This is a genomic window from Amycolatopsis solani (genome assembly GCF_033441515.1).
GTDB classification, from domain to species: Bacteria; Actinomycetota; Actinomycetes; order Mycobacteriales; family Pseudonocardiaceae; genus Amycolatopsis; species Amycolatopsis solani.
Map to the genome: position 1 here is coordinate 2,488,235 of NZ_JAWQJT010000001.1, position 19,166 is coordinate 2,507,400.

General features: G+C 70.5%; 19 protein-coding genes. 17 read left to right on the forward strand and 2 right to left on the reverse strand.

Going from position 1 to position 19,166, the window contains the following annotated elements; genetic code table 11:
* Positions 1 to 216 precede the first annotated feature (216 nt).
* Positions 217 to 963: a lysozyme family protein gene (locus tag SD460_RS12365; protein WP_290053281.1), complete on the forward strand. Its 747-nt coding sequence runs from the start codon at positions 217 to 219 to the stop codon at positions 961 to 963.
* Positions 964 to 1,187: 224 nt separating this feature from the next.
* Here the strand turns inward: SD460_RS12365 and SD460_RS12370 are convergent, their stop codons facing one another.
* The gene (locus SD460_RS12370) at positions 1,188 to 1,592 is read right to left on the reverse strand and encodes a tetratricopeptide repeat protein (RefSeq protein ID WP_290053269.1); all 405 of its coding nucleotides are present in this window, start codon (positions 1,590 to 1,592) and stop codon (positions 1,188 to 1,190) included.
* A 72-nt stretch (positions 1,593 to 1,664) separates the two neighbouring features.
* Here SD460_RS12370 and SD460_RS12375 point away from each other — a divergent pair, with 72 nt between their 5' ends.
* From SD460_RS12375 to SD460_RS12450, 16 genes are all read left to right on the forward strand, one after another.
* Positions 1,665 to 2,111, forward strand: a complete 447-nt coding sequence (locus SD460_RS12375) for a VOC family protein (protein WP_290053271.1) — start codon at positions 1,665 to 1,667, stop codon at positions 2,109 to 2,111.
* 87 nt (positions 2,112 to 2,198) lie between these two features.
* Positions 2,199 to 3,485, forward strand: a complete 1,287-nt coding sequence (eno, locus tag SD460_RS12380) for a phosphopyruvate hydratase (RefSeq protein WP_155540934.1) — start codon at positions 2,199 to 2,201, stop codon at positions 3,483 to 3,485.
* A gap of 251 nt (positions 3,486 to 3,736) precedes the next feature.
* Entirely contained in the window at positions 3,737 to 4,099 is a 363-nt protein-coding gene (locus tag SD460_RS12385; protein ID WP_290062929.1) for an FtsB family cell division protein, read from the forward strand.
* A gap of 150 nt (positions 4,100 to 4,249) precedes the next feature.
* Positions 4,250 to 4,759 (forward strand): DUF501 domain-containing protein, encoded by a 510-nt coding sequence (locus SD460_RS12390; RefSeq protein ID WP_318306173.1) that lies wholly within the window; start codon positions 4,250 to 4,252, stop codon positions 4,757 to 4,759.
* 140 nt (positions 4,760 to 4,899) lie between these two features.
* Positions 4,900 to 6,069 (forward strand): lytic transglycosylase domain-containing protein, encoded by a 1,170-nt coding sequence (locus tag SD460_RS12395; RefSeq protein ID WP_290062927.1) that lies wholly within the window; start codon positions 4,900 to 4,902, stop codon positions 6,067 to 6,069.
* A gap of 9 nt (positions 6,070 to 6,078) precedes the next feature.
* Positions 6,079 to 7,032 (forward strand): Ppx/GppA phosphatase family protein, encoded by a 954-nt coding sequence (locus SD460_RS12400; protein WP_290062926.1) that lies wholly within the window; start codon positions 6,079 to 6,081, stop codon positions 7,030 to 7,032.
* A gap of 509 nt (positions 7,033 to 7,541) precedes the next feature.
* The gene (locus SD460_RS12405; RefSeq protein WP_290050287.1) at positions 7,542 to 9,167 is read left to right on the forward strand and encodes a peptide ABC transporter substrate-binding protein; all 1,626 of its coding nucleotides are present in this window, start codon (positions 7,542 to 7,544) and stop codon (positions 9,165 to 9,167) included.
* Positions 9,168 to 9,270: 103 nt separating this feature from the next.
* Positions 9,271 to 10,200, forward strand: a complete 930-nt coding sequence (locus SD460_RS12410) for an ABC transporter permease (RefSeq protein WP_290050288.1) — start codon at positions 9,271 to 9,273, stop codon at positions 10,198 to 10,200.
* A complete protein-coding gene (locus tag SD460_RS12415; RefSeq protein WP_290050290.1) occupies positions 10,193 to 11,146 on the forward strand; it encodes an ABC transporter permease in 954 nt (317 codons plus the stop codon). The genes SD460_RS12410 and SD460_RS12415 overlap by 8 nt, the downstream gene beginning before the upstream one ends.
* Positions 11,147 to 11,151: 5 nt before the next feature.
* Entirely contained in the window at positions 11,152 to 12,147 is a 996-nt protein-coding gene (locus SD460_RS12420) for an ABC transporter ATP-binding protein (protein ID WP_318306174.1), read from the forward strand.
* Positions 12,140 to 13,138 carry an ABC transporter ATP-binding protein gene (locus SD460_RS12425; RefSeq protein ID WP_290050292.1) on the forward strand — a complete coding sequence of 333 codons (999 nt, stop codon included), beginning with the start codon at positions 12,140 to 12,142 and terminating at the stop codon, positions 13,136 to 13,138. Before SD460_RS12420 ends, SD460_RS12425 begins: the two co-directional genes overlap by 8 nt.
* 103 nt (positions 13,139 to 13,241) lie before the next feature.
* Positions 13,242 to 14,936, forward strand: coding sequence for a S8 family serine peptidase (locus tag SD460_RS12430; protein WP_290050415.1), 1,695 nt, complete (start codon positions 13,242 to 13,244; stop codon positions 14,934 to 14,936).
* A gap of 82 nt (positions 14,937 to 15,018) precedes the next feature.
* Positions 15,019 to 15,852: a hypothetical protein gene (locus SD460_RS12435; protein WP_318306175.1), complete on the forward strand. Its 834-nt coding sequence runs from the start codon at positions 15,019 to 15,021 to the stop codon at positions 15,850 to 15,852.
* A gap of 42 nt (positions 15,853 to 15,894) precedes the next feature.
* Entirely contained in the window at positions 15,895 to 16,038 is a 144-nt protein-coding gene (locus SD460_RS12440) for a hypothetical protein (RefSeq protein ID WP_290050296.1), read from the forward strand.
* The gene (locus tag SD460_RS12445; protein WP_290050298.1) at positions 16,035 to 16,823 is read left to right on the forward strand and encodes a hypothetical protein; all 789 of its coding nucleotides are present in this window, start codon (positions 16,035 to 16,037) and stop codon (positions 16,821 to 16,823) included. The genes SD460_RS12440 and SD460_RS12445 overlap by 4 nt, the downstream gene beginning before the upstream one ends.
* A 52-nt stretch (positions 16,824 to 16,875) precedes the next feature.
* On the forward strand, positions 16,876 to 17,631 hold the full coding sequence (locus tag SD460_RS12450) for a hypothetical protein (protein WP_318306176.1): 756 nt from the start codon (positions 16,876 to 16,878) through the stop codon (positions 17,629 to 17,631).
* A gap of 25 nt (positions 17,632 to 17,656) precedes the next feature.
* Here the strand turns inward: SD460_RS12450 and SD460_RS12455 are convergent, their stop codons facing one another.
* Positions 17,657 to 19,150: a S10 family peptidase gene (locus SD460_RS12455; RefSeq protein WP_290050300.1), complete on the reverse strand. Its 1,494-nt coding sequence runs from the start codon at positions 19,148 to 19,150 to the stop codon at positions 17,657 to 17,659.
* Between the last annotated feature and the right edge of the window lie 16 nt (positions 19,151 to 19,166).

Below are 19,166 nucleotides of genomic sequence, written 5' to 3' on the forward strand. Positions count from 1 at the left end.
GCGCGTCGACTCGATAACGAATTCTGTGACTTCGCTGGCAGTCGACCTGTTTTTACCCTCCGCTTGCCTGGTCAGGCGCTTGGGCGTCCCTCTTGAGTGGCTCCGTAACCTGATCGGGTGGCCGAAACCGCTGAGTCGACCGTCACGCCTCCGTCGTCGCCCCCGGGCGGGCCGCCCAGGCGGTACGTCGGCCGGATCGCGCTCTCGCTGGGGCTGGTGGTCACCGGGGTCGTCCTGGTCGTCACCATCGGGGTGCGGGACCCGGACGCGCCCGTCGCGCAGCCGGCCGTCCAGCCCGCGCTGGCCATCCCCGAGCAGCGCCCGCAGCCCGGCGCCGAAGCACCGCGAGCCGGGCTCGCCGCCCCGGTCGACCGGCCGCAGGTGTCGGACCAGGCCGAGCTGGACACGTGGGCGGCCCGCGTCGCGGACAAGACGCACATCCCCGCGCGCGTGCTCGCCGCGTACGGCCGGGCGGAAATGTGGATGCAGCGCCAGAAGCCGACGTGCCACCTCTCGTGGGCGACGCTGGCCGGCATCGGCCGGGTCGAGACCGAGCGCGGTGACTTCGACCTCGCGGCGATCAGCGCGAGCGGCCGCCTGGTGAAACCGGTGGTCGGCCCGCCGCTGGACGGCTCGCCCGGCGTCCCGGCGGTGCACGACTCCGACGGCGGCAAGCTCGACGGCGACAAGTCGTGGGACCACGCGATCGGCCCGCTGCAGTTCCTGCCGTCGACGTGGAAGAAGTACCAGGAGCGGGCGAACGGCGACGGCGGCGCGCCGGACCCGCAGAACGTGGACGACGCGGCCTTCACGGCGGCCCGCTTCCTGTGTTCGGGCGGCGACGACCTCGGCACCCCGGCCGGCTGGTGGCGGGCGATCCTGTTCTACAACCAGGCGCTCGCCTACGGGCAGGACGTCTTCAGCGCGGCGGACGCCTACGCCGAAGCGAGTGTCGCGCCTTAGAGCTCGCGGTCGGCGAAGAACGGCGTGACGGCCATGAGCACCAGCAGCAGCACCCCGGCGTAAGCACCCAACGTGGCGAAGATCGACATTTCGGTTCCTCCCTGTTTCGGTCTGGAACCAGCTTCGCCGCCGGGAGGGGGTCCGCGGATCGGCCGAGGGGCCCGGCCCGATCGGCCGAAAGTCTGAGCCGCGACGGGCCGAACGGCCCTGGTGACCCGGAACGCTCAGGATTCCCGCAGCGCGATGCGGGCCTTGACCTCGTTGGCGGCTTCGAGGTACTCGGGTACCGGGTTCATCGCCGACGCCATCCGGATCTGGGCCAGCGCCTCGACGAACCGGCCGAGCCGCTGCAGGGTCCGGCCCAGGATGAACCGGGCGTAGTGGTCGGTCGGGTCCAGTTCCAGCACCCGGGTGAACGCCTGCTCGGCGCGCCGCAACTGTGCGGAGTGGAAGTACGCGCGCCCGGCCAGCAGGTGGACCGACGGCTTGTCGTCTTCGGACTCCAGCAGGGGCTGCAGCGCCTTGAGCGCGTCCAGCGGACGGCGGCGCGCGACCAGGTCTTCGGCCTGGCGGAAGGCGTGGAACCGCGACTCTTCGGGAGGCTGCGAAGCAGCTGCGGCGTCCGTCATGGTCACTCCCACGTTACCCCGGAGGAGGGGCTTGCACACGCCTCCGAACGGGACGTGGTGGACTGTTCCGCCATGAGCAGCGGGTACCGGGGCCTGGCGCCCTACCTCTACTACGCCGACGCCACCGCGGCGCTCGCCTGGCTGACCAGGGTCTTCGGGTTCACCGAGGAAGTCCGGTTCTGCGACGCGGCGGGCGAGGTCTTCCAGGCGACGCTCTGCGTCGGCGAGGCGAAGGTCCAGATCGCGGGCGTCGGGGCGGACTACTGGCAGGCCAAGGGCGTCGACGGGCCGGTCGGCCAGCTCAACATCGTCTACGTCGACGACGTCGACGAGCACTTCGGCCGGATCGAGGCCGCGCTCGGGGACGAGGGCGAGCTGGACCCGCCGCAGGACCAGCCCTACGGCGCCCGGGTGTTCACCGTCGCCGATCTCGGCGGCAACAGCTGGACGTTCTGGCAGCAGACGTCCGAGACCGTGGAGCTGCCGCCGGGGTGGCAGGCGATCCGCACCGACGGGTGAGTGACCGGCCGTGCCTCCAACGGGTGAACTGCGGCGACGGCTAGGCTGGGCGCGAACCCGCAGGCACGACGCACCGAGGAGCATGGCGTGGCTCTCATCGAGCAGGTAGGCGCGCGCGAGATTCTGGACTCGCGCGGCAACCCGACGGTCGAGGTGGAGGTGGCTCTCGACGACGGCACCCTGGCGCGGGCCGCGGTCCCGTCGGGTGCGTCGACCGGTGAGCACGAAGCGGTCGAGCTGCGGGACGGCGACACCGGCCGCTACAACGGCAAGGGCGTCGAGCGCGCGGTCGCCGCGGTGCTCGACGAGATCGGCCCGGAGATGGTCGGCATCGAGGCCGTCGACCAGCGGATCGTCGACCAGAAGCTGGTCGACCTCGACGGCACGCCGGCGAAGTCCCGCCTCGGCGCGAACGCCATCCTCGGCGTCTCGCTGGCCGTCGCGAAGGCCGCCGCCGAGTCGGCCGAGCTGGAGCTGTTCCGCTACCTGGGCGGGCCGAACGCGCACGTGCTGCCGGTCCCGATGCTGAACATCCTCAACGGCGGTTCGCACGCGGACAGCAACGTCGACGTCCAGGAGTTCATGATCGCGCCGATCGGCGCGGAGACCTTCCGCGAGGCCCTGCGCTGGGGCGCCGAGGTCTACCACTCGCTGAAGTCGGTGCTCAAGGGCCGCGGCCTCTCGACCGGTCTCGGCGACGAGGGCGGCTTCGCGCCGAACCTGGCGAACAACCGCGAGGCGCTCGACCTGATCCTGCAGGCCATCGAGAAGGCCGGCTACACCCCGGGCCGCGACGTCGCGCTCGCCCTCGACGTCGCCGCGACGGAGTTCTTCGCCGACGGCGCGTACACCTTCGAAGGCAGCAAGAAGAGCGCCGAGCAGATGTCGGCGTACTACGCCGAGCTGATCCGCGACTACCCGATGGTCTCCATCGAGGACCCGCTGAGCGAGGACGACTGGGACGGCTGGGTCACCCTGACCGCCGAGATCGGCGAGAAGGTCCAGATCGTCGGCGACGACCTGTTCGTCACCAACCCGGACCGCCTCGAGGAGGGCATCACCCGCCGCGCCGCCAACGCGCTGCTGGTGAAGGTCAACCAGATCGGCACCCTGTCCGAGACGCTCGACGCGATCTCGCTGGCGACGTCGTTCGGCTACAAGTCGATGATGAGCCACCGCTCCGGTGAGACCGAGGACACGTTCATCGCGGACCTCGCGGTCGCCACCGGCGTCGGCCAGATCAAGACCGGCGCCCCGGCCCGCGGCGAGCGGATCGCCAAGTACAACCAGCTGCTGCGCATCGAGGAGACCCTCGGTGACGCCGCCCGGTACGCCGGCGAGCTGGCCTTCCCGCGGTTCAGCGCCGAGGGCTGAGCCGCATGGCGGACCGGGGGAGGACGACGCGCAACCGCCGAGGCGGCGGCGGGGCTTCGCGGGTCGGCGGACCGACGCGGACCCGCCGTCCCGAAGCCGGTCGCGCGGGCAGCCCGGGCTCCCGGCCGCCCCGCACGGCGGACGGCACGCCGGTGGCCCGGCGCCGCACCGGCGACGCGGACACCACCCGCGCCCGGCTGCGCCGGAGCCTCGCGGCGAAGCGCGCGTCGGGTGCGGCGAAGGTGCTCGGCATGTCCACCACCCGCCGCGCGGCGGTGGTGGCGATCGTGGTGTGCGCGCTGGCGTTCACCATCGCCGTGCCCCTGCGCACGTACCTCGCCCAGCGGACCGAGGTCCGCGAACAGCAGGCGCAGCAGGCGCAGCTGCAGCAGGAGGTCGCTCAGCTCCAGGGCCGCAAGGCGGAGCTGAGCGACCCCGCGCAGATCGAGGCCGAAGCCCGACGGCGGCTCCGGTACGTCAAGCCGGGCGAGACGCCGTACATCGTCCAGCTGCCGGAGGACAAGGCCCCGGACGCGGCCCCACCGGCGGGACAGCAGCAGGCCGCGGGCAGCTCCTGGTACGAGAACCTCTGGAACCAGGTCTCTTCGGGCTGACGTCGGCACCGGTTCGAAGCGCCCCAATGTGGCGTTGGTTGCGTCAGACGCACCGAACGCCACATTGGGTGCGCTGGACGCACCGAACGCCACATTGGGGCGCTTGGGGTGCGGGCCGGGTGGCGGGGCGCACGCTCTAACCTGGAGTGCGTGAACAGCACGCAGCAGCACCGGTTCGAGCCCGTCACCGAAGCCGACCGCGAGATCATCGCGGAGCAGCTCGGGCGGCCGCCGCGGGCGTTGCGGGCCGTGGCCGCGCGGTGCCCGAGCGGGCACCCGTCGGTGGTGCAGACCAGCCCGCGGCTGGAGAACGGCACCCCGTTCCCGACGCTGTACTACCTGACGTGCCCGAAGCTGAACTCCATGATCGGCACCATCGAGGCGTCCGGGATCATGAAGGAGATGACCGAGCGGCTCACCACCGATCCCGAGCTGGCCGCGCACTACCAGCGCACCCACGAGACGTACCTCGCCGAGCGCGACGCCATCGAGCCGCTCGGCCACCAGGTCACCGCGGGCGGCATGCCCGGGCGCGTCAAGTGCTTGCACGTCCACGTGGCCCACACGCTGGCGGTCGGCCCCGGCGTGAACCCGTTCGGTGACGAGACCCTCGCCCTGCTTGAGGCCAACGGGTGGCCTTCGGGCGACTGCGCCGAGTAACGCTCGCGCCGCGTGAAGAGATAACTGGTCTGGGTGAGCGAAAACCCCATTCGGGACTCTCGAAGGGGTGAAACCTTGCCTCGGGTACGGCAGGCTGTCACCCGAGAGCGGGATCGATCCGGCCAGGAGGGCTCCGAGTCATGCGCGTGCGGCGACTGCCATTCGCAGTCGGGAGCTACCCCCGAAGATTCGGGCTCCGCCACCGCACGGCGTACCCCCTGATCACCGGCATTTTCGCGGTGATCCCGGCGCTGCTCGCCGGCGGCGGCACCCTCGGCTGGCTCGGCGGGAGCGGTGACCACACCCGCGACGCCGCCCTCGGCCAGGGCTACGACCCCGGCCACGCCGCCATCCAGCAGATCGCCGTCGACGGCACGCTCCCCGGGGCACCGACCCCGCTGCCCCTCCCGGCCTACGAACTCCCCGACGGCCCGCTCGGCATCCCGGCCACCGCGCTGGCCGCGTACCACAACGCCGCCGACATCCTCGGCCGCGAGCTGCCCGCGTGCCACATCGACTGGGCCCTGATCGCCAGCATCGGGCGCATCGAGTCCAACCACGCCCGCGGCGGTTACGTCGACGCCGACGGCACCACCCGCGAACCGATCCTCGGCCCGCAGCTCAACGGCCAGGGCGGGTTCGCCGCGATCCCGGACACCGACCAGGGCCTGCTGGACACCGACCCGGTGTGGGACCGCGCGGTCGGCCCGACGCAGTTCATCCCCGGCACGTGGAAGGGCTACGCCTCGGACGGCAACGGCGACGGCAAGTCCGACCCGAACAACATCTTCGACGCGGCGCTGGCCACCGGCCGCTACCTGTGTTCCGGCGGGTTCGACGTCGCCAAGCCGGACCAGCTGCGCGGCGCGATCTACCGGTACAACAACTCCGACACGTACGTGAACACGGTGATCCTCTGGGCCGATGCGTACCGCAACGGCATCATGCAGGTCCCGGACAGCACGGTCCCGATCGGCGCCCCGAACGCGGCGCTGGCCCCGGCCCCGCCCCCGGTCCCGCCGCCCCCGGTGCCGTCGACGACGCCGACCGGCCCGCCGACGACCACGCCGACGTCGCCGACGTCGAAGCCGACGCTGCCGTGCGCCTCGCCGACGACGACGGTGACCACGACGACGGTGACGAGCGTGACGACCGAGCCGTCGCCGACGACCTCGCCGACGTCGAGCGGCACGACGACTCCGGCGCCGTCCACGACGCCCACGCCGACGTGCGGGGACGTGGTCACCTCGGTGACGACGTCGACCACGCCGACGACCACGACCGTGGGGACGACGACGCCCGCCGGTTAGGGTGATCGCATGCCTCGTGTTGCCGCGATCGACTGTGGGACCAACTCCATCCGCCTGCTCGTCGCCGAGCTGACCCCGCGCCACGACGGCACGGTCGACCTGCGCGACCTGCACCGCGAGATGCGGATCGTCCGGCTCGGCCAGGGCGTCGACGCCACCGGGCGGCTCGCGCCCGAAGCGCTCGAACGCACCCGGGCCGCCCTCGCCGACTACACGATCGCCGCGCGGCGCAAGGGCGTCGAGAAGGTGCGCATGGTCGCCACCTCCGCCACCCGCGACGCGAAGAACCGCGACGACTTCTTCCGCATGACCCGCGAGACCCTCGGCGTCGAGGCCGAGGTGATCAGCGGGGACGAGGAAGCGCGGCTCAGCTTCACCGGCGCCGTCGGCGAGCAGGACCCGGACGACGGCCCCTTCGTCGTGGTCGACGTCGGCGGCGGCTCGACCGAGCTGGTCCTCGGCACCTGGGACGGCAGGCAGGCCGAGGTGCTCGCGGCGAAGTCCGTCGACATCGGCTGCGTCCGGATCACCGAGCGCGCGCTCAAGAGCGACCCGCCGACCGCCGAGGAGATCGCCGCCGCCCGCGACCTGGCCGGCAAGGTGCTGACCGACGCGTTCGACGTCGTCGACGTCGCCCGCGCCCGCACGTGGATCGGCGTCGCCGGCACGGTGACCACGCTGTCCGCGATCGCGCTGGGGCTGCCCGAGTACGACAGCGAGCGGGTGCACCTGTCCAAGCTGAGCCCGGCGGACATCGACCGGCTGGCGTCCGAGCTGCTGCAGAGCGACCACGCGACACGCGCGGCCAACCCGGTCATCCACCCCGGCCGAGTCGACGTCATCGGCGGCGGCGCGGTGGTGGTCCAGACCCTCGCCGAGCAGCTCGCGGCCCGCGGCGGCCCGACCGAGCTGATCGTGAGCGAACACGACATCCTGGACGGCATCGCCCTGTCCCTCGCCTGAGCCCACTGCGCCCGATGTAGTGAATGACTCATTCCTGTCGTCCGACGACAGGAATGAGTCATTCACTACACGCGGTGGCAGGGCTCCGGCACATTCGTCCGATCCCGCGCCGACCGGCGGTGTCCCCCTTCATGGCGGCCGGACCCGCGCGTGCGAGCCCGGTCCCGGGGCCGGGCTCGACCGACCTCTGACGCGCAGCCGGGCCGGGTGGCGGCGGCGGCGCGAGCGTGGTCCAGACCCCAGGTCACGCCACCCCGCGCCCGGCTGCCGCGCGCGACCGTTCGACTGCCCGAAAGGGCTTGCGCCACAAGGGAAACCCTGGGTGAGCGCCTGATGACCACCAGTCCGCGCTGAGCCGTCCGGACCATCCCAATTCCTACCTTGGTTGTGCTCCAACCAGGTGGTCCTGACGGTCGTCACTGATTTGCAACACCGCAGTCCTGTGATCGGCTTCATCGCCCCCGATAGCGTGCGTCTCACCTTTCGGACAGACGGAGATGGAGGGGATCATGCGTCGTTCGCGCAGGCTCTGGGGACCCACGGTGGTGATGACTTCGCTGGCGCTCGTGCTCGCCGCGTGCGGTGGCGGGTCGGGTAGTTCCACGGGGTCCGGCGGGGCGGACCCGGACGGCACCGTCAGCGTCTACGGCACCGAACCGCAGAACTCGCTGGTCCCCACCAACACCAACGAGCTGGGCGGCACGAAGGCCGTCCAGCCGATGTTCGCCACGCTCGTCGGGTTCAAGGGCGCGGACGCGCAGCCGTTCAACCTGATGGCGGACTCGATCACCACGACCGACTCCAAGGTCTACGACATCAAGATCAAGCAGGGCTGGAAGTTCCACGACGGCACCGAGGTGAAGGCGCACAACTTCATCGACGCCTGGAACTACGGGGCCTACGCCCCGAACGGCCAGCTCAACACCGACTTCTTCTCGAACATCCAGGGGTACAAGGACGTCCACCCCGCGGACGAGAACGCCAAGCCGGCCACGGACAAGATGTCCGGTCTGGTCGCCAAGGGCGACTACGAGTTCCAGGTGACGCTGGACGCGCCCTTCTCGGTCTTCTCGATCAAGATCGGCTACACCGCGTTCGCGCCGCTGCCGGATTCCTTCTTCAAGGACCCCAAGGGCTACGAACAGCACCCGATCGGCAACGGCCCGCTGAAGTTCGTCTCGCGGACGCCGAACCAGGACATCAAGCTCACCCGCAACGACGACTACAAGGGTGAGGACAAGGTCAAGTTCAAGAACCTGGACATCAAGATCTACGCCAGCCAGGAGACGGCCTACCAGGACCTGCTGAGCGGGCGGCTCGACTTCATGGAGGCGCTGCCGCCGTCGGCGGTCGCGGGCGGCAAGTACAAGGCCGACCTCGGCGACCGGCTCGTCACCGGCCACCTGCTCGGGATCAGCACCATCGCCGTGCCGTACTACGTGCCCGGTTACAACAACCTCGAGCTGCGCAAGGCCATCTCGATGGCGATCGACCGCGCGCAGATCACCAAGACCGTCATGAACGACACCTACGTGCCGGCCGACGGCTACATCTCGCAGGGCATCCCGGGCGCGCGTCCCGGCGTCTGCCAGTTCTGCAAGTTCGACCCCGCGGCGGCGAAGGAAGCGTTCACGAAGTCCGGCTTCAAGGGCAAGCTGACCATCGCGTCCAACGCGGACGGTGGCCGCAAGGAACCGCTGGTCGCGGCGTGCAACAGCATCAAGAACACGCTCGGCGTCGAGTGCGACTTCGTGCCCGCGACCGACTTCGGCCAGTGGCGCAGCATCGTCACCGGCAAGAAGCTGACCGGCATGGGCCGTTCGGACTGGTCGGCGGACTACCCGTCCATCGAGGACTTCCTCAACCCGATCTACAAGACCGGCGGGTCCTCGAACGACTCCGACTACTCGAACCCGGCGGTCGACGCGGCCCTCGCGAAGGCCGACGCCACCGCCGACAAGGACGCCGCCGTCAAGCTGTACCAGGACGCCGAGGACCTGATCGCCAAGGACCTGCCCTCGATCCCGGTGTGGGACGAGAAGGGGGTCGCGGCGAAGTCGAAGAACCTCAAGTCGGCGGCGCTGGACTTCCGCCGCATGCCGGACTACCAGTCCATCGAGGTCCTGAAGAAGTAGTGGCGCGCTGACCTGCCGCAACCACCCACGCCGTCGTGAGTGTTTAGTCGGGTTAGAACCCGACTAAACACTCACGACGGCCGGCGCGCACTAGGAACTCGTCATGATCCGCTACGTCCTGCGACGGCTGCTCCAGCTGATCCCGGTGTTCTTCGGGACCACGTTCCTGATCTACGTCCTCGTCTGGGCCGTACCCGGCGACCCGTTCTCCGGCAAGTGCGGCCAGGCGGCCTGCCCGCCGGCCTACATCGCCCAGATGACCGAGAAGTTCAACCTGGACGACAACGTGTTCGTCCAGTACTTCAAGTACCTCGGGAGCCTGTTCACCGGCGACTGGGGCGAAACCTTCAACGGCACCTCGGTCGGCGAGCTGATCGCCACCTCGTACCCGATCACGCTGCGCCTGGCCGTGGTCGCGGTCGTGATCGAGGCGGTCATCGGGCTCACCGCCGGCGTGCTGACCGGCCTGCGCGGCAAAGGTTTCCTCGACAACCTCGTGCTGGTCTCGACCACGTTCCTGATCTCGCTGCCGGTGTTCGTCACCGCGATCGTGCTGCAGCTGGCCTTGGGCAGCAACGGCCTCGGCCTGATCGAAGCCAGCGTGTCGGACAACCCGAGCGTCGGCGAGCTGATCGTGCCGGGCATCGCGCTCGGCAGCCTCTCAATGGCCTACGTCGCCCGGCTGTCCAGAACGAGCATCGCCGAGAACCGCCGCGCCGACTACGTGCGGACGGCGATCGCGAAGGGCCAGCCGCAGAGCCGCGTCGTCGGCGTCCACCTGCTCCGCAACTCGGTGATCCCGGTGCTCACGTTCCTCGGCACCGACCTCGGCGCCCTGATGGGCGGGGCGATCGTCACCGAAGGCGTGTTCAACATCAACGGACTGGGCGGGCTCATCTTCCGTGGCATCCAGAACCGGGAGAGCGCCACCGTCGTCGGCGTCGTCGTCCTGCTGGTGCTGGTGTACCTGCTGATGAGCTTGATCGTCGACCTGCTCTACGCCGTTCTCGACCCGAGGATCCGCTATGACTGACCCGAACCTGGTGGGCGGCGGCGGGGCCGACGCGGCCGAGCTGTCCCGCGTCGACGACTCCGCCACCGGCCCGCACAAGCCCCGCAGCCTGTGGAACGACGCGTGGCGCCAGCTGCGCCGCAAGCCGGCGTTCGTGGTGTCCGCCGTGATCATCGCCCTGATCGTGCTGATCGCGATCGCGCCCGGCCTGTTCAGCTCGCGCGACGCCGGGTTCAGCGATCTCACGCACGCCAACGAAGGCCCGTCCGGCGACGCCTGGTTCGGCTACGACAACCAGGGTTACGACGTCTACGCGCGCACGATCTACGGCGCTCGCGCGTCCCTGCTGGTCGGGGTGTTCTCGACGCTGCTGACCGTCCTCTTCGGATCGCTGGTCGGCATCCTCGCCGGCTACTACGGGCGGCTCGTCGACAGCCTGCTGTCCCGCTTCGGCGACATCTTCGCCGGCCTGCCGTTCGTGCTCGGCGCGATCGTCATCCTGACGACGTTCAACGCGCCCGGCACCAACCCCGGCGCGGTCACGATCATCGTGCAGGTGGTCTGCTCGATCGCGGTGCTGAGCTGGCCGGTGGCCATGCGCATCATGCGCTCGGCGACGCTGGTGGCCAAGCAGCTCGACTACGTCAAGGCCGCGCGCGGCCTCGGCGCCAGCACCCCGCGGATCATCTTCCGGCACCTGCTGCCGAACACGATCGCGCCGGTGCTGGTGTACGCGACCATCGCGCTCGGCGCGTTCATCGGCGCCGAAGCGACGCTGGCCTACCTCGGCATCGGGGTGCGCCCGCCGGTGATCTCGTGGGGCGTGATGATCAGCGACTCGCGGGACTACTTCCGCGTCGACCCGCACATGCTGCTGTTCCCCGGCGCCTTCGTCACCCTGACCGTGCTGGCCTTCGTGATGCTGGGTGACGGCATCCGCGACGCGCTCGATCCGAAGTCGAGGTAGATCCCTTGTCCGACAACGAACTCCTCCTCGAAGTCGAAGACCTGCACGTCGAGTTCCGGACCTCCGACGGCGTGGCGAACGTGCTCAACGGCGTCGGCTACTCCGTGCACGCCGGGGAAACCCTGGCCGTGCTCGGCGAATCCGGGTCCGGCAAGAGCGTCACGGCGCAGACGGTGATGGGGATCCTCGACACCCCGCCCGGCGTGATCACCGGCGGGGCGGTGCGCTGGCGTGGCGAAGACCTGCTGACGGCGTCCGAGGAACGCCGCCGGGAGGTCCGCGGCAGCGAGATCGCGATGATCTTCCAGGACGCGCTGTCCGCGCTGAACCCGGTGTTCACCGTGGGTTTCCAGATCGAGGAGCAGCTGCGCGTCCGGCTCGGGATGTCCAAAAAGGACGCGCGAAAGCGTGCGATCGAACTCCTCGACACCGTCCGGATCCCGGCCGCCGAGCGCCGGATCAAGGACTACCCGCACCAGTTCTCCGGCGGCATGCGCCAGCGCGCGATGATCGCGATGTCGCTCGCGCTCGACCCGGACCTGCTCATCGCCGACGAGCCGACCACCGCGCTCGACGTCACCGTCCAGGCCCAGATCATGGACCTGCTGGCCGAGATCCAGGCCGAACGCAAGATGGGGCTGGTGCTGATCACCCACGACCTCGGCGTGGTCGCCGAGGTCGCCGACCGGATCGCGGTCATGTACGCGGGCCGGATCGTCGAACAGGCCGACGTCGTCGAGCTGTTCCGCGCCCCGGCCCACCCGTACACCGCCGCGCTGATGGATTCGCTGCCGCGACTGGACCTCAAAGGACAGACACTGGAGACCATCAAGGGCCTGCCGCCGAGCCTGCTCGACATCCCGCCCGGCTGCGCGTTCCACCCGCGGTGCAAGCGCGCCGAAGCCCGCTGCAGCGAGGAAGTCCCGCCACCGCACGCGATCGGCTTCGGCCGGACCAGCGCGTGCCACTTCGCCGAAGAGGTGGTGAACTCCCGTGCCTGACCCCATCCTGTCGGTCACCGACCTGAAGAAGTACTTCCCCGTCCGCTCCGGCATCCTGTTCAAGCGCACGATCGGCCAGGTCAAGGCGGTCGACGGCGTTTCGTTCGACCTGCTGCCCGGGGAAACCCTCGGTGTCGTCGGCGAATCCGGCTGCGGCAAGTCGACGCTGGCCCAGGTGCTGATGCGCCTGGAGGAACCGACCGCGGGCACCGCGAAGTTCGAAGGTCGGGACATCTTTTCGATGCGCGGGGCCGAGCTGCGCAAGCTGCGCCGCGAGATCCAGATCGTGCTGCAGGACCCGTACACCTCGCTCAACCCGCGGATGACGGTCGGCGACATCGTCGGCGAGCCCTTCGAAATCCACCCCGACGTCGCGCCCAAGGGTTCGCGCGCGGCGAAGGTGCGTGAACTGCTGGAGGTGGTCGGGCTCAACCCCGAGCACCTCAACCGCTACCCGCACCAGTTCTCCGGCGGGCAGCGCCAGCGCATCGGCATCGCGCGGGCGCTGGCCCTGCGGCCCAAGGTGATCATCTGCGACGAGCCGGTGTCCGCACTGGACGTCTCGATCCAGGCGCAGGTGATGAACCTGCTCGGCGACCTGCAGAGCGAGTTCGGGCTGTCGTACGTGTTCATCGCGCACGACCTGTCGGTGGTGCGGCACCTGTCCAACCGGGTCGCGGTGATGTACCTCGGCAAGATCGTCGAAGTCGGCACCGACGAGGAGATCTACGAACGACCGTCCCACCCGTACACCCAGGCGCTGCTGTCCGCGGTCCCGGTGGCGGATCCGGCCGTGCGCGGCCGCCGCCAGGTGATCCGGCTGACCGGTGACGTGCCGAGTCCCCTGGATCCCCCGTCTGGGTGCCGGTTCCGCACGCGGTGCTGGAAGGCGCAGGACGTGTGCGCGACCGACGTCCCGCTGCTGGAGCCGCGCACGGACGGCCACTTGTCAGCTTGTCACTTCGCGGAGCAGAAGTCGGTTGTTCCATAACGTACGTTTGGCCGTTGTTTGCGCAATGTCCGATCTATACGGTGCAGGAACCGCTTTCCCGAGGAGGAGAATCGTGAAGAGACCCAGGCTTTTCGCCGCGGCCATGGCCGTCCCGCTGTTCGGGGCGATCTCGGCCGTCGCGGTGCCGGCGGCTTCGGCCCAGCCCGCGCTGGCCGGCCCGGCGACCGAGTTCACCGTGCTCGCCAAGGACGTCGGCAGCATCGCGACCGCGCAGCAGGCGATCCGGGCCGCGGGCGGCACGGTCCTGGAGACCAACTCCGCGGTCGGCCTGATCAAGGCCAGTGCCCCGGCCACCGGGTTCACCGAGCGCGTGTCCACGAACCGCGCGGTCTTCGGCGCCGCCAAGGCGCAGGTCATCGGCTCGGCGCCGAAGGACGGCAAGAAGACCAAGAAGAACGACGTCGAGAAGGAAGGCCGCGGCGCCGCCGCTGCCAAGAAGGCCGCCGCGAACAAGGCCGTCGGGATGGACCCGCTGGACGACCAGCTCTGGGGCCTGAAGTCCGTCCGCTCGGACCTTTCGCGCACCAAGCAGGCCGGTAGCAAGCAGGTCAAGGTCGGCGTCATCGACACCGGCATCGACGGCACGCACCCGGACATCGCGCCGAACTTCGACGAGGCCGACTCGCGCAACTTCGTCAAGGACATCCCGTTCGACGTCAACGGCGTCGAGGTCGACGGCCCGTGCGAGTTCCGCGGCTGCGTCGACCCGGTCAACCACGACGACGGCGCGCACGGCACGCACGTCGCCGGCACCATCGCCGCGGCGGCGAACGGCTTCGGCATCTCGGGTGTCGCGCCGAACGTGACGCTGGTGAACATCCGCGCCGGCCAGGACTCGGGGTACTTCTTCCTGCAGCCGACCGTCGACGCGCTGACCTACGCCGGCGACGCGGGCATCGACGTGGTCAACATGTCGTTCTACACCGACCCGTGGCTGTACAACTGCGCCGCGAACCCGGCCGACTCGGCCGCCGAGCAGGCCGAGCAGCGCACGATCATCGAGGCGACGCAGCGGGCGCTGAACTACGCGCACCGCAAGGGCGTCACGATGGTGGTCGCGCTCGGCAACCAGCACACCGACCTCGGTGCGCCGCAGCCGGACACCACTAGCCCGGACTACCCGGCGAACACCACGCACCCGCGCACGATCGACAACAGCTCGTGCCTGAACCTGCCGGTCGAAGGCAACCACACGATCGGCGTGAGCTCGTTCGGCCCGTCGCAGAAGAAGGCGGACTACTCGAACTACGGCACCGAGCAGATCTCGGTTTCCGCGCCGGGCGGCTTCTTCCGCGACGGCTTCGGCACGCCGTGGTACCGCACGGTCGAGAACGAGATCCTCTCGGCGTACCCGAAGAACGTCGGCATCGTCGACGGCAACATCGACGCGGACGGCAACCTCACCGAGGCCGGCATCGCGGCGGGCGTCAAGAAGGCGACGGCGGCCGACGGCCGGGTCGGCTACTACCAGTGGCTGCAGGGCACGTCGATGGCGACCCCGCACGCGGCGGGTGTCGCGGCGCTGATCGTTTCGCAGTACGGCAAGAAGTCGCACGGCGACTTCGGCCTGGACCCGGACAAGGTCCAGCGCGTGCTGGAGGGCACGGCGACCGACATCGCCTGCCCGGTGCCGCGGACGGTGGACTACCTCAAGGAGGGCCGCGACGCCACGTTCACCGCGACCTGCGTGGGCGACCCTTCGTTCAACGGCTTCTACGGCCACGGCGCGGTCGACGCCTACGCGGCGGTGACCCGCGGGTCGCAGTACCTGAAGTAAAGAACACTTGAACTGGAACGCCCCGGACAGGCAACCTGTCCGGGGCGTTCCGCGTGTACGGCGGGACTGGGGGGAGTTTTCGGTGAACGTGCGTGAACCCGTGTTGCCGGTGGACCCGCGACTGCCGGGCGAGCCGACGGTGCTCGAGGTGGGCCGCACCCGGGCGTGGCTGGCGCGGCGCGGGGTGGTGGTGTGGTTGCCGACCCGGCTGCTCGCCCTGCGCGTCGGCGGGCGGAGCATCGGCGGCCGGGGGACCCCGGTTTACGCGATCGTCATCGCGGGCGCGTGGTGGTCCACCGGCGTCCTGTTCAAGGCGGTGGAGCTGCCGGGGCAGGCCGCGGCACTGGCGGTGCTCTTCGCCGTCTTCCAGATCCTGCGGTGGCGCCGGGCGCAGGGCCGCGAGCAGGTGGCCGAAAGCCTGGCCGGCACCGCGCCACCGCCGTTCCGAGTGGTGGCGCGCCTGGTCGGCTGGCCGTACTTGGTCTCGACGACCCTCACGTTCGTGGGCGGCGCGGCCCTCTGCGCCGCGTCGTTCCTCACCGTGCCGCAGTTCACCTGGAAGCACTGGTACTCACCGGCCGCCGTGATCGGCGTGCACACGTTCGCGCTCGCCGTCGGCGCCGGCGCGACCGCGCTTGTGCTCGGCCGCGTCCTGCGCGGCCCGGTGATCGCGGAGGACGAGACGTCCCGCCGGGTCGACGACGTCCTGCGGGCCGAGGACGCCTACCGGTTCGCGCCGTCCGCGGTGTACGCCGTGCTGGCGATGCCGGTCTTCGTGGTCGACTGGGCCACGCCGGGCTACCTGGGGTGGCTCGCGCTGGCGTACCTGGTGGCGGTGCTCGGCCTGCAGCTGATCGGCTGGCTCGTCGTCCGGCACCGCTACCGCCGCCTGCCGCCCGGCTCCTACGGCCGGTAAACCTTTTCGCCGCTCCAGGCGTGGAAGACGGGAGGGGGTTCGATGACTGTGGAAGAACTGGACACGCCGGCAGCCGACGCCGGGCTTTCGACGTTCGTGCCGGTGCTCGGCTACACCGTCCTGGTGGTGGCGGCCCACACTGGCGTCGTGGTCAAGCTCCGGCGTCGTCGGAGGGAGGCCTGGTGAGCGCGGTGACGGAGGCGGAGCGGACGGCGGCCGGCCGCTGGCTGAACAAGCTCGGTGTCGAAGTGCCGGAGCTGACCGACCTGCTGGCCATGCGCCTCGGATTCCGCGCCGGCGCGCGCCCGCCCGGGTCGTGGCGGTGGTTCGCCGTGGCGGTCGGGGTCTTCGTGGCGGCGACCATCGGTTACCCGAGCCTGGCGTCGTTGCCCGGCGGCGGCGAGCCGACGGGCAGCTCGTACGTCTTCTTCCTGATCATCGGCCAGCACCTCGCCTACTGGCTTCCGTCGCGGCTCCGCGACCGCCAGGCGCTGGCGCGGTACGGCACGCTCGCCGGTCCGCCGCGCACCCACGTGTTCGGCTGGTTCCTCGCGGCGCCGCTGGTCACCTTCGGCGGCGGCGCCGCGCTGGCCGTGACGATCTACGCGACGTCGCCGTTCCGCACGTACGCGGTGAGCTGGCTCCTGCTGCTGGTCGTGGGTGCGGCGATCACGGCGGCGATGGCGACCGACGTCCACCGGCGCCCGGTCATCGCGGAGGACGCGACGTCCCGGGCGGTGGACACTGCCGTCCGGCTGCACGACCTGCTCATGGCGCTGCCCGCGATCTACGCCGTCCCCGTACTGGCCGATCCGCTGGTCGGCGACGCGCAGCCGCCGGAGTGGCGGCCGTGGCTCTTCGGCTACGCCGCCCTCGCGGTGGCGACGCAGGCGGTCGTGGGCGTGGTCCAGTGGCGGCAGCTGCGGGCCGCGCTCGGGAAAATTGCGGGAGACGTCCGCGAGGGCGCGTGAAAACGAGGGGGCTTTCGTGGGCGGAGAAGTACCGAGACCGATCGACGGGGCGATGGCCGCGAGGTGGCTGGCCCGGCACGGCGTCGTGGTGGGCACGCCGACGCCGTTGCTGTCCCTGCGCCTCGGCGTGCGGGAGCGGCTGCGCACCAAGCGTCCTGAGCTGGGCTTGGCGCTCGGGTTCGCCGTCGGCTTCGTCAACACCTTCGGCATGGAGCTCGCGCACGACGCGTTCGGGGACCTGCCGGTCGGCACCGGCTTCGTCCTCGGGACCCTGGTCGTCCTGGCCCAGGTGTGGCGGTGGGTGACGGTCCGCGAAGCCGACCGGCCGGCGGCCGCGCTGGTGCGCCCGGCGGCGCGGCCGGCCCTGAGCTGGACCCTGGGACTTCTCGGCGGCTGGTACCTGACGTCGGCGGTGATCGCCTACGCCGGCGGGCTGGTGCTCTTCCTCCAGCTGGCCGCGGTGGCGCCGTCGGCCGCGTCGCTGTGGCTGGGACTGCTCGCGCTCGGCGCCGTCCAGTCGGGCTTCGTCTGGTGGACCGTGCTGCGCGAGCCGGTGGTCGCGGTCGACCCCGCGTCGTTCATGGTCGACGCGGTGCTGCGCGTGGAGGACGCGTACTCCTACGCGGCCCCGGCCGTCCTCCCGTACCTGGCCTGCGGCGATCTGCTGTTCACGGTGCCGGTCCCGCTGTCCTCCCGGATCGCGGCCGTCGCGTACGCGGTGCTCGCGGTGGGGACGCAGGTGGCAGGCTGGGTCCTGCACCGCCGCCGGTCGCGCGTCCTGCGGCCCCGCTTCGAGGCGGCACGGTGACAGCCGTGCCGCCTCGGGCCGGGGCTCAGCGGTTCGACGCCTTCTTGACGAACTTCGCCAGGTCCTTCGACTGCTGCGCCCGGGTCGGCTCGTGGACGTACATCATGTGCCCGGCCGGGTAGTACGCCGTGTCGATGTTGTCGCGCAGTTCTTCCGGGATCTGCAGGTGGGCCAGCACGTGCTCGGCCGCGAAGTACGCCGTCGCGCCGTCGTAGTGGCCGAACGCCACGTGGACCTTCAGGTGCGGGTTCGCGCGCATCGCCGAGGCCAGCGAATCGACCACCGACACCGAGCGGCCCTCGAACTCCTTGTACGACCAGGCCTTGAACGTGTCCTCGCTGATGATCTCGTACGGCAGGTCGTTCTCGTACCCGAGTTCCGCCCGCACGTAGTGGTTGAACGCCGCCGCGTAGGCGCCGACCACGCGGGAGATCGACGGGTCGTCGCTCATGTGCTCGCGGCCGCCGTCGGGCTCCCACGTCGTGAAGCGGCCGTCCATCCGGCCGACGGTCAGGCCGCGGTCGCGCAAGAGCTCGGTGAAGAACCGGACGTGCTCGATCCGCAGGTTCACCCGGTCCACATAGGACTCGGTGAGCCCGGTCAGCGACGCCAGCGTGGCGACCGCGTCGGCCCGGTCCTGAGTGGACAGTCGCGCGCCGCGGGAGAGCGCCCACGGCAGGTCCTTCGCCGCGAAGTCCTCGGCGTCGGCCAGGACGTCGTCGAGCGGGCGGTCGCCGTGCAGGCCGTGGTAGTGCGCGATCGCCGCGTACGTCGGCACGTACAGCGTGTACGGCAGGTCGTTGCCCTCGGTGAACTGCAGCGTGCCGAGGTCGAGCACCGACGAGATGAGCAGCAGGCCGTTCAGGTAGAGCCCGTGCCGGTCCTGCAGGTGCGCGGCCAGCCCGGCGGCGCGCAGCGTGCCGTACGACTCGCCGGCCAGGAACTTCGGCGACAGCCAGCGCTGGTGCCGCGACACCCACAGCCGGATGATCTCGCCGACCGACTCGATGTCGCCCTGGTAGCCGTGGAAGTCCTTGGACTCCTCGCCGCCCGCGACCCGCGAGTAGCCGGTCGACACCGGGTCGATGAAGACCAGGTCGGTGTGCGCCAGCAGCGTCTCGGGGTTGTCGGCCAGCCCGTACGGCGGCGGCACCAGGTCGTCGACGTCGCCGGAGAGCACCCGGCGCGGCCCCATCAGGCCCAGGTGCAGCCAGATGCTCGACGAGCCGGGGCCGCCGTTGAAGGCGAACGTCACCGGCCGCGTGCCCGGGTCGGCGTCGTCGAGGGTGTAGGAGGTGAGGAACACCTCCGCCTTCGCCTTGAAGCCCTCCGACTTGCCGTCCTTGACGACCTCCTTGCGGAGCACGACCCGGCCCGCTTTCGCCGTGTATGCGAGCTTCTTCCGCTTCACGGTGAGCGTGTGCTGGGTCGTGACGATGTCGTCGGTCGGCTCGGCCGGGATCTCCGTGGTTTCCGGCGCCTTCTTCTCGGGAGCCTCTTCGGGGGTCGTGTCCGCCATGGCCCCAACCTAGTTG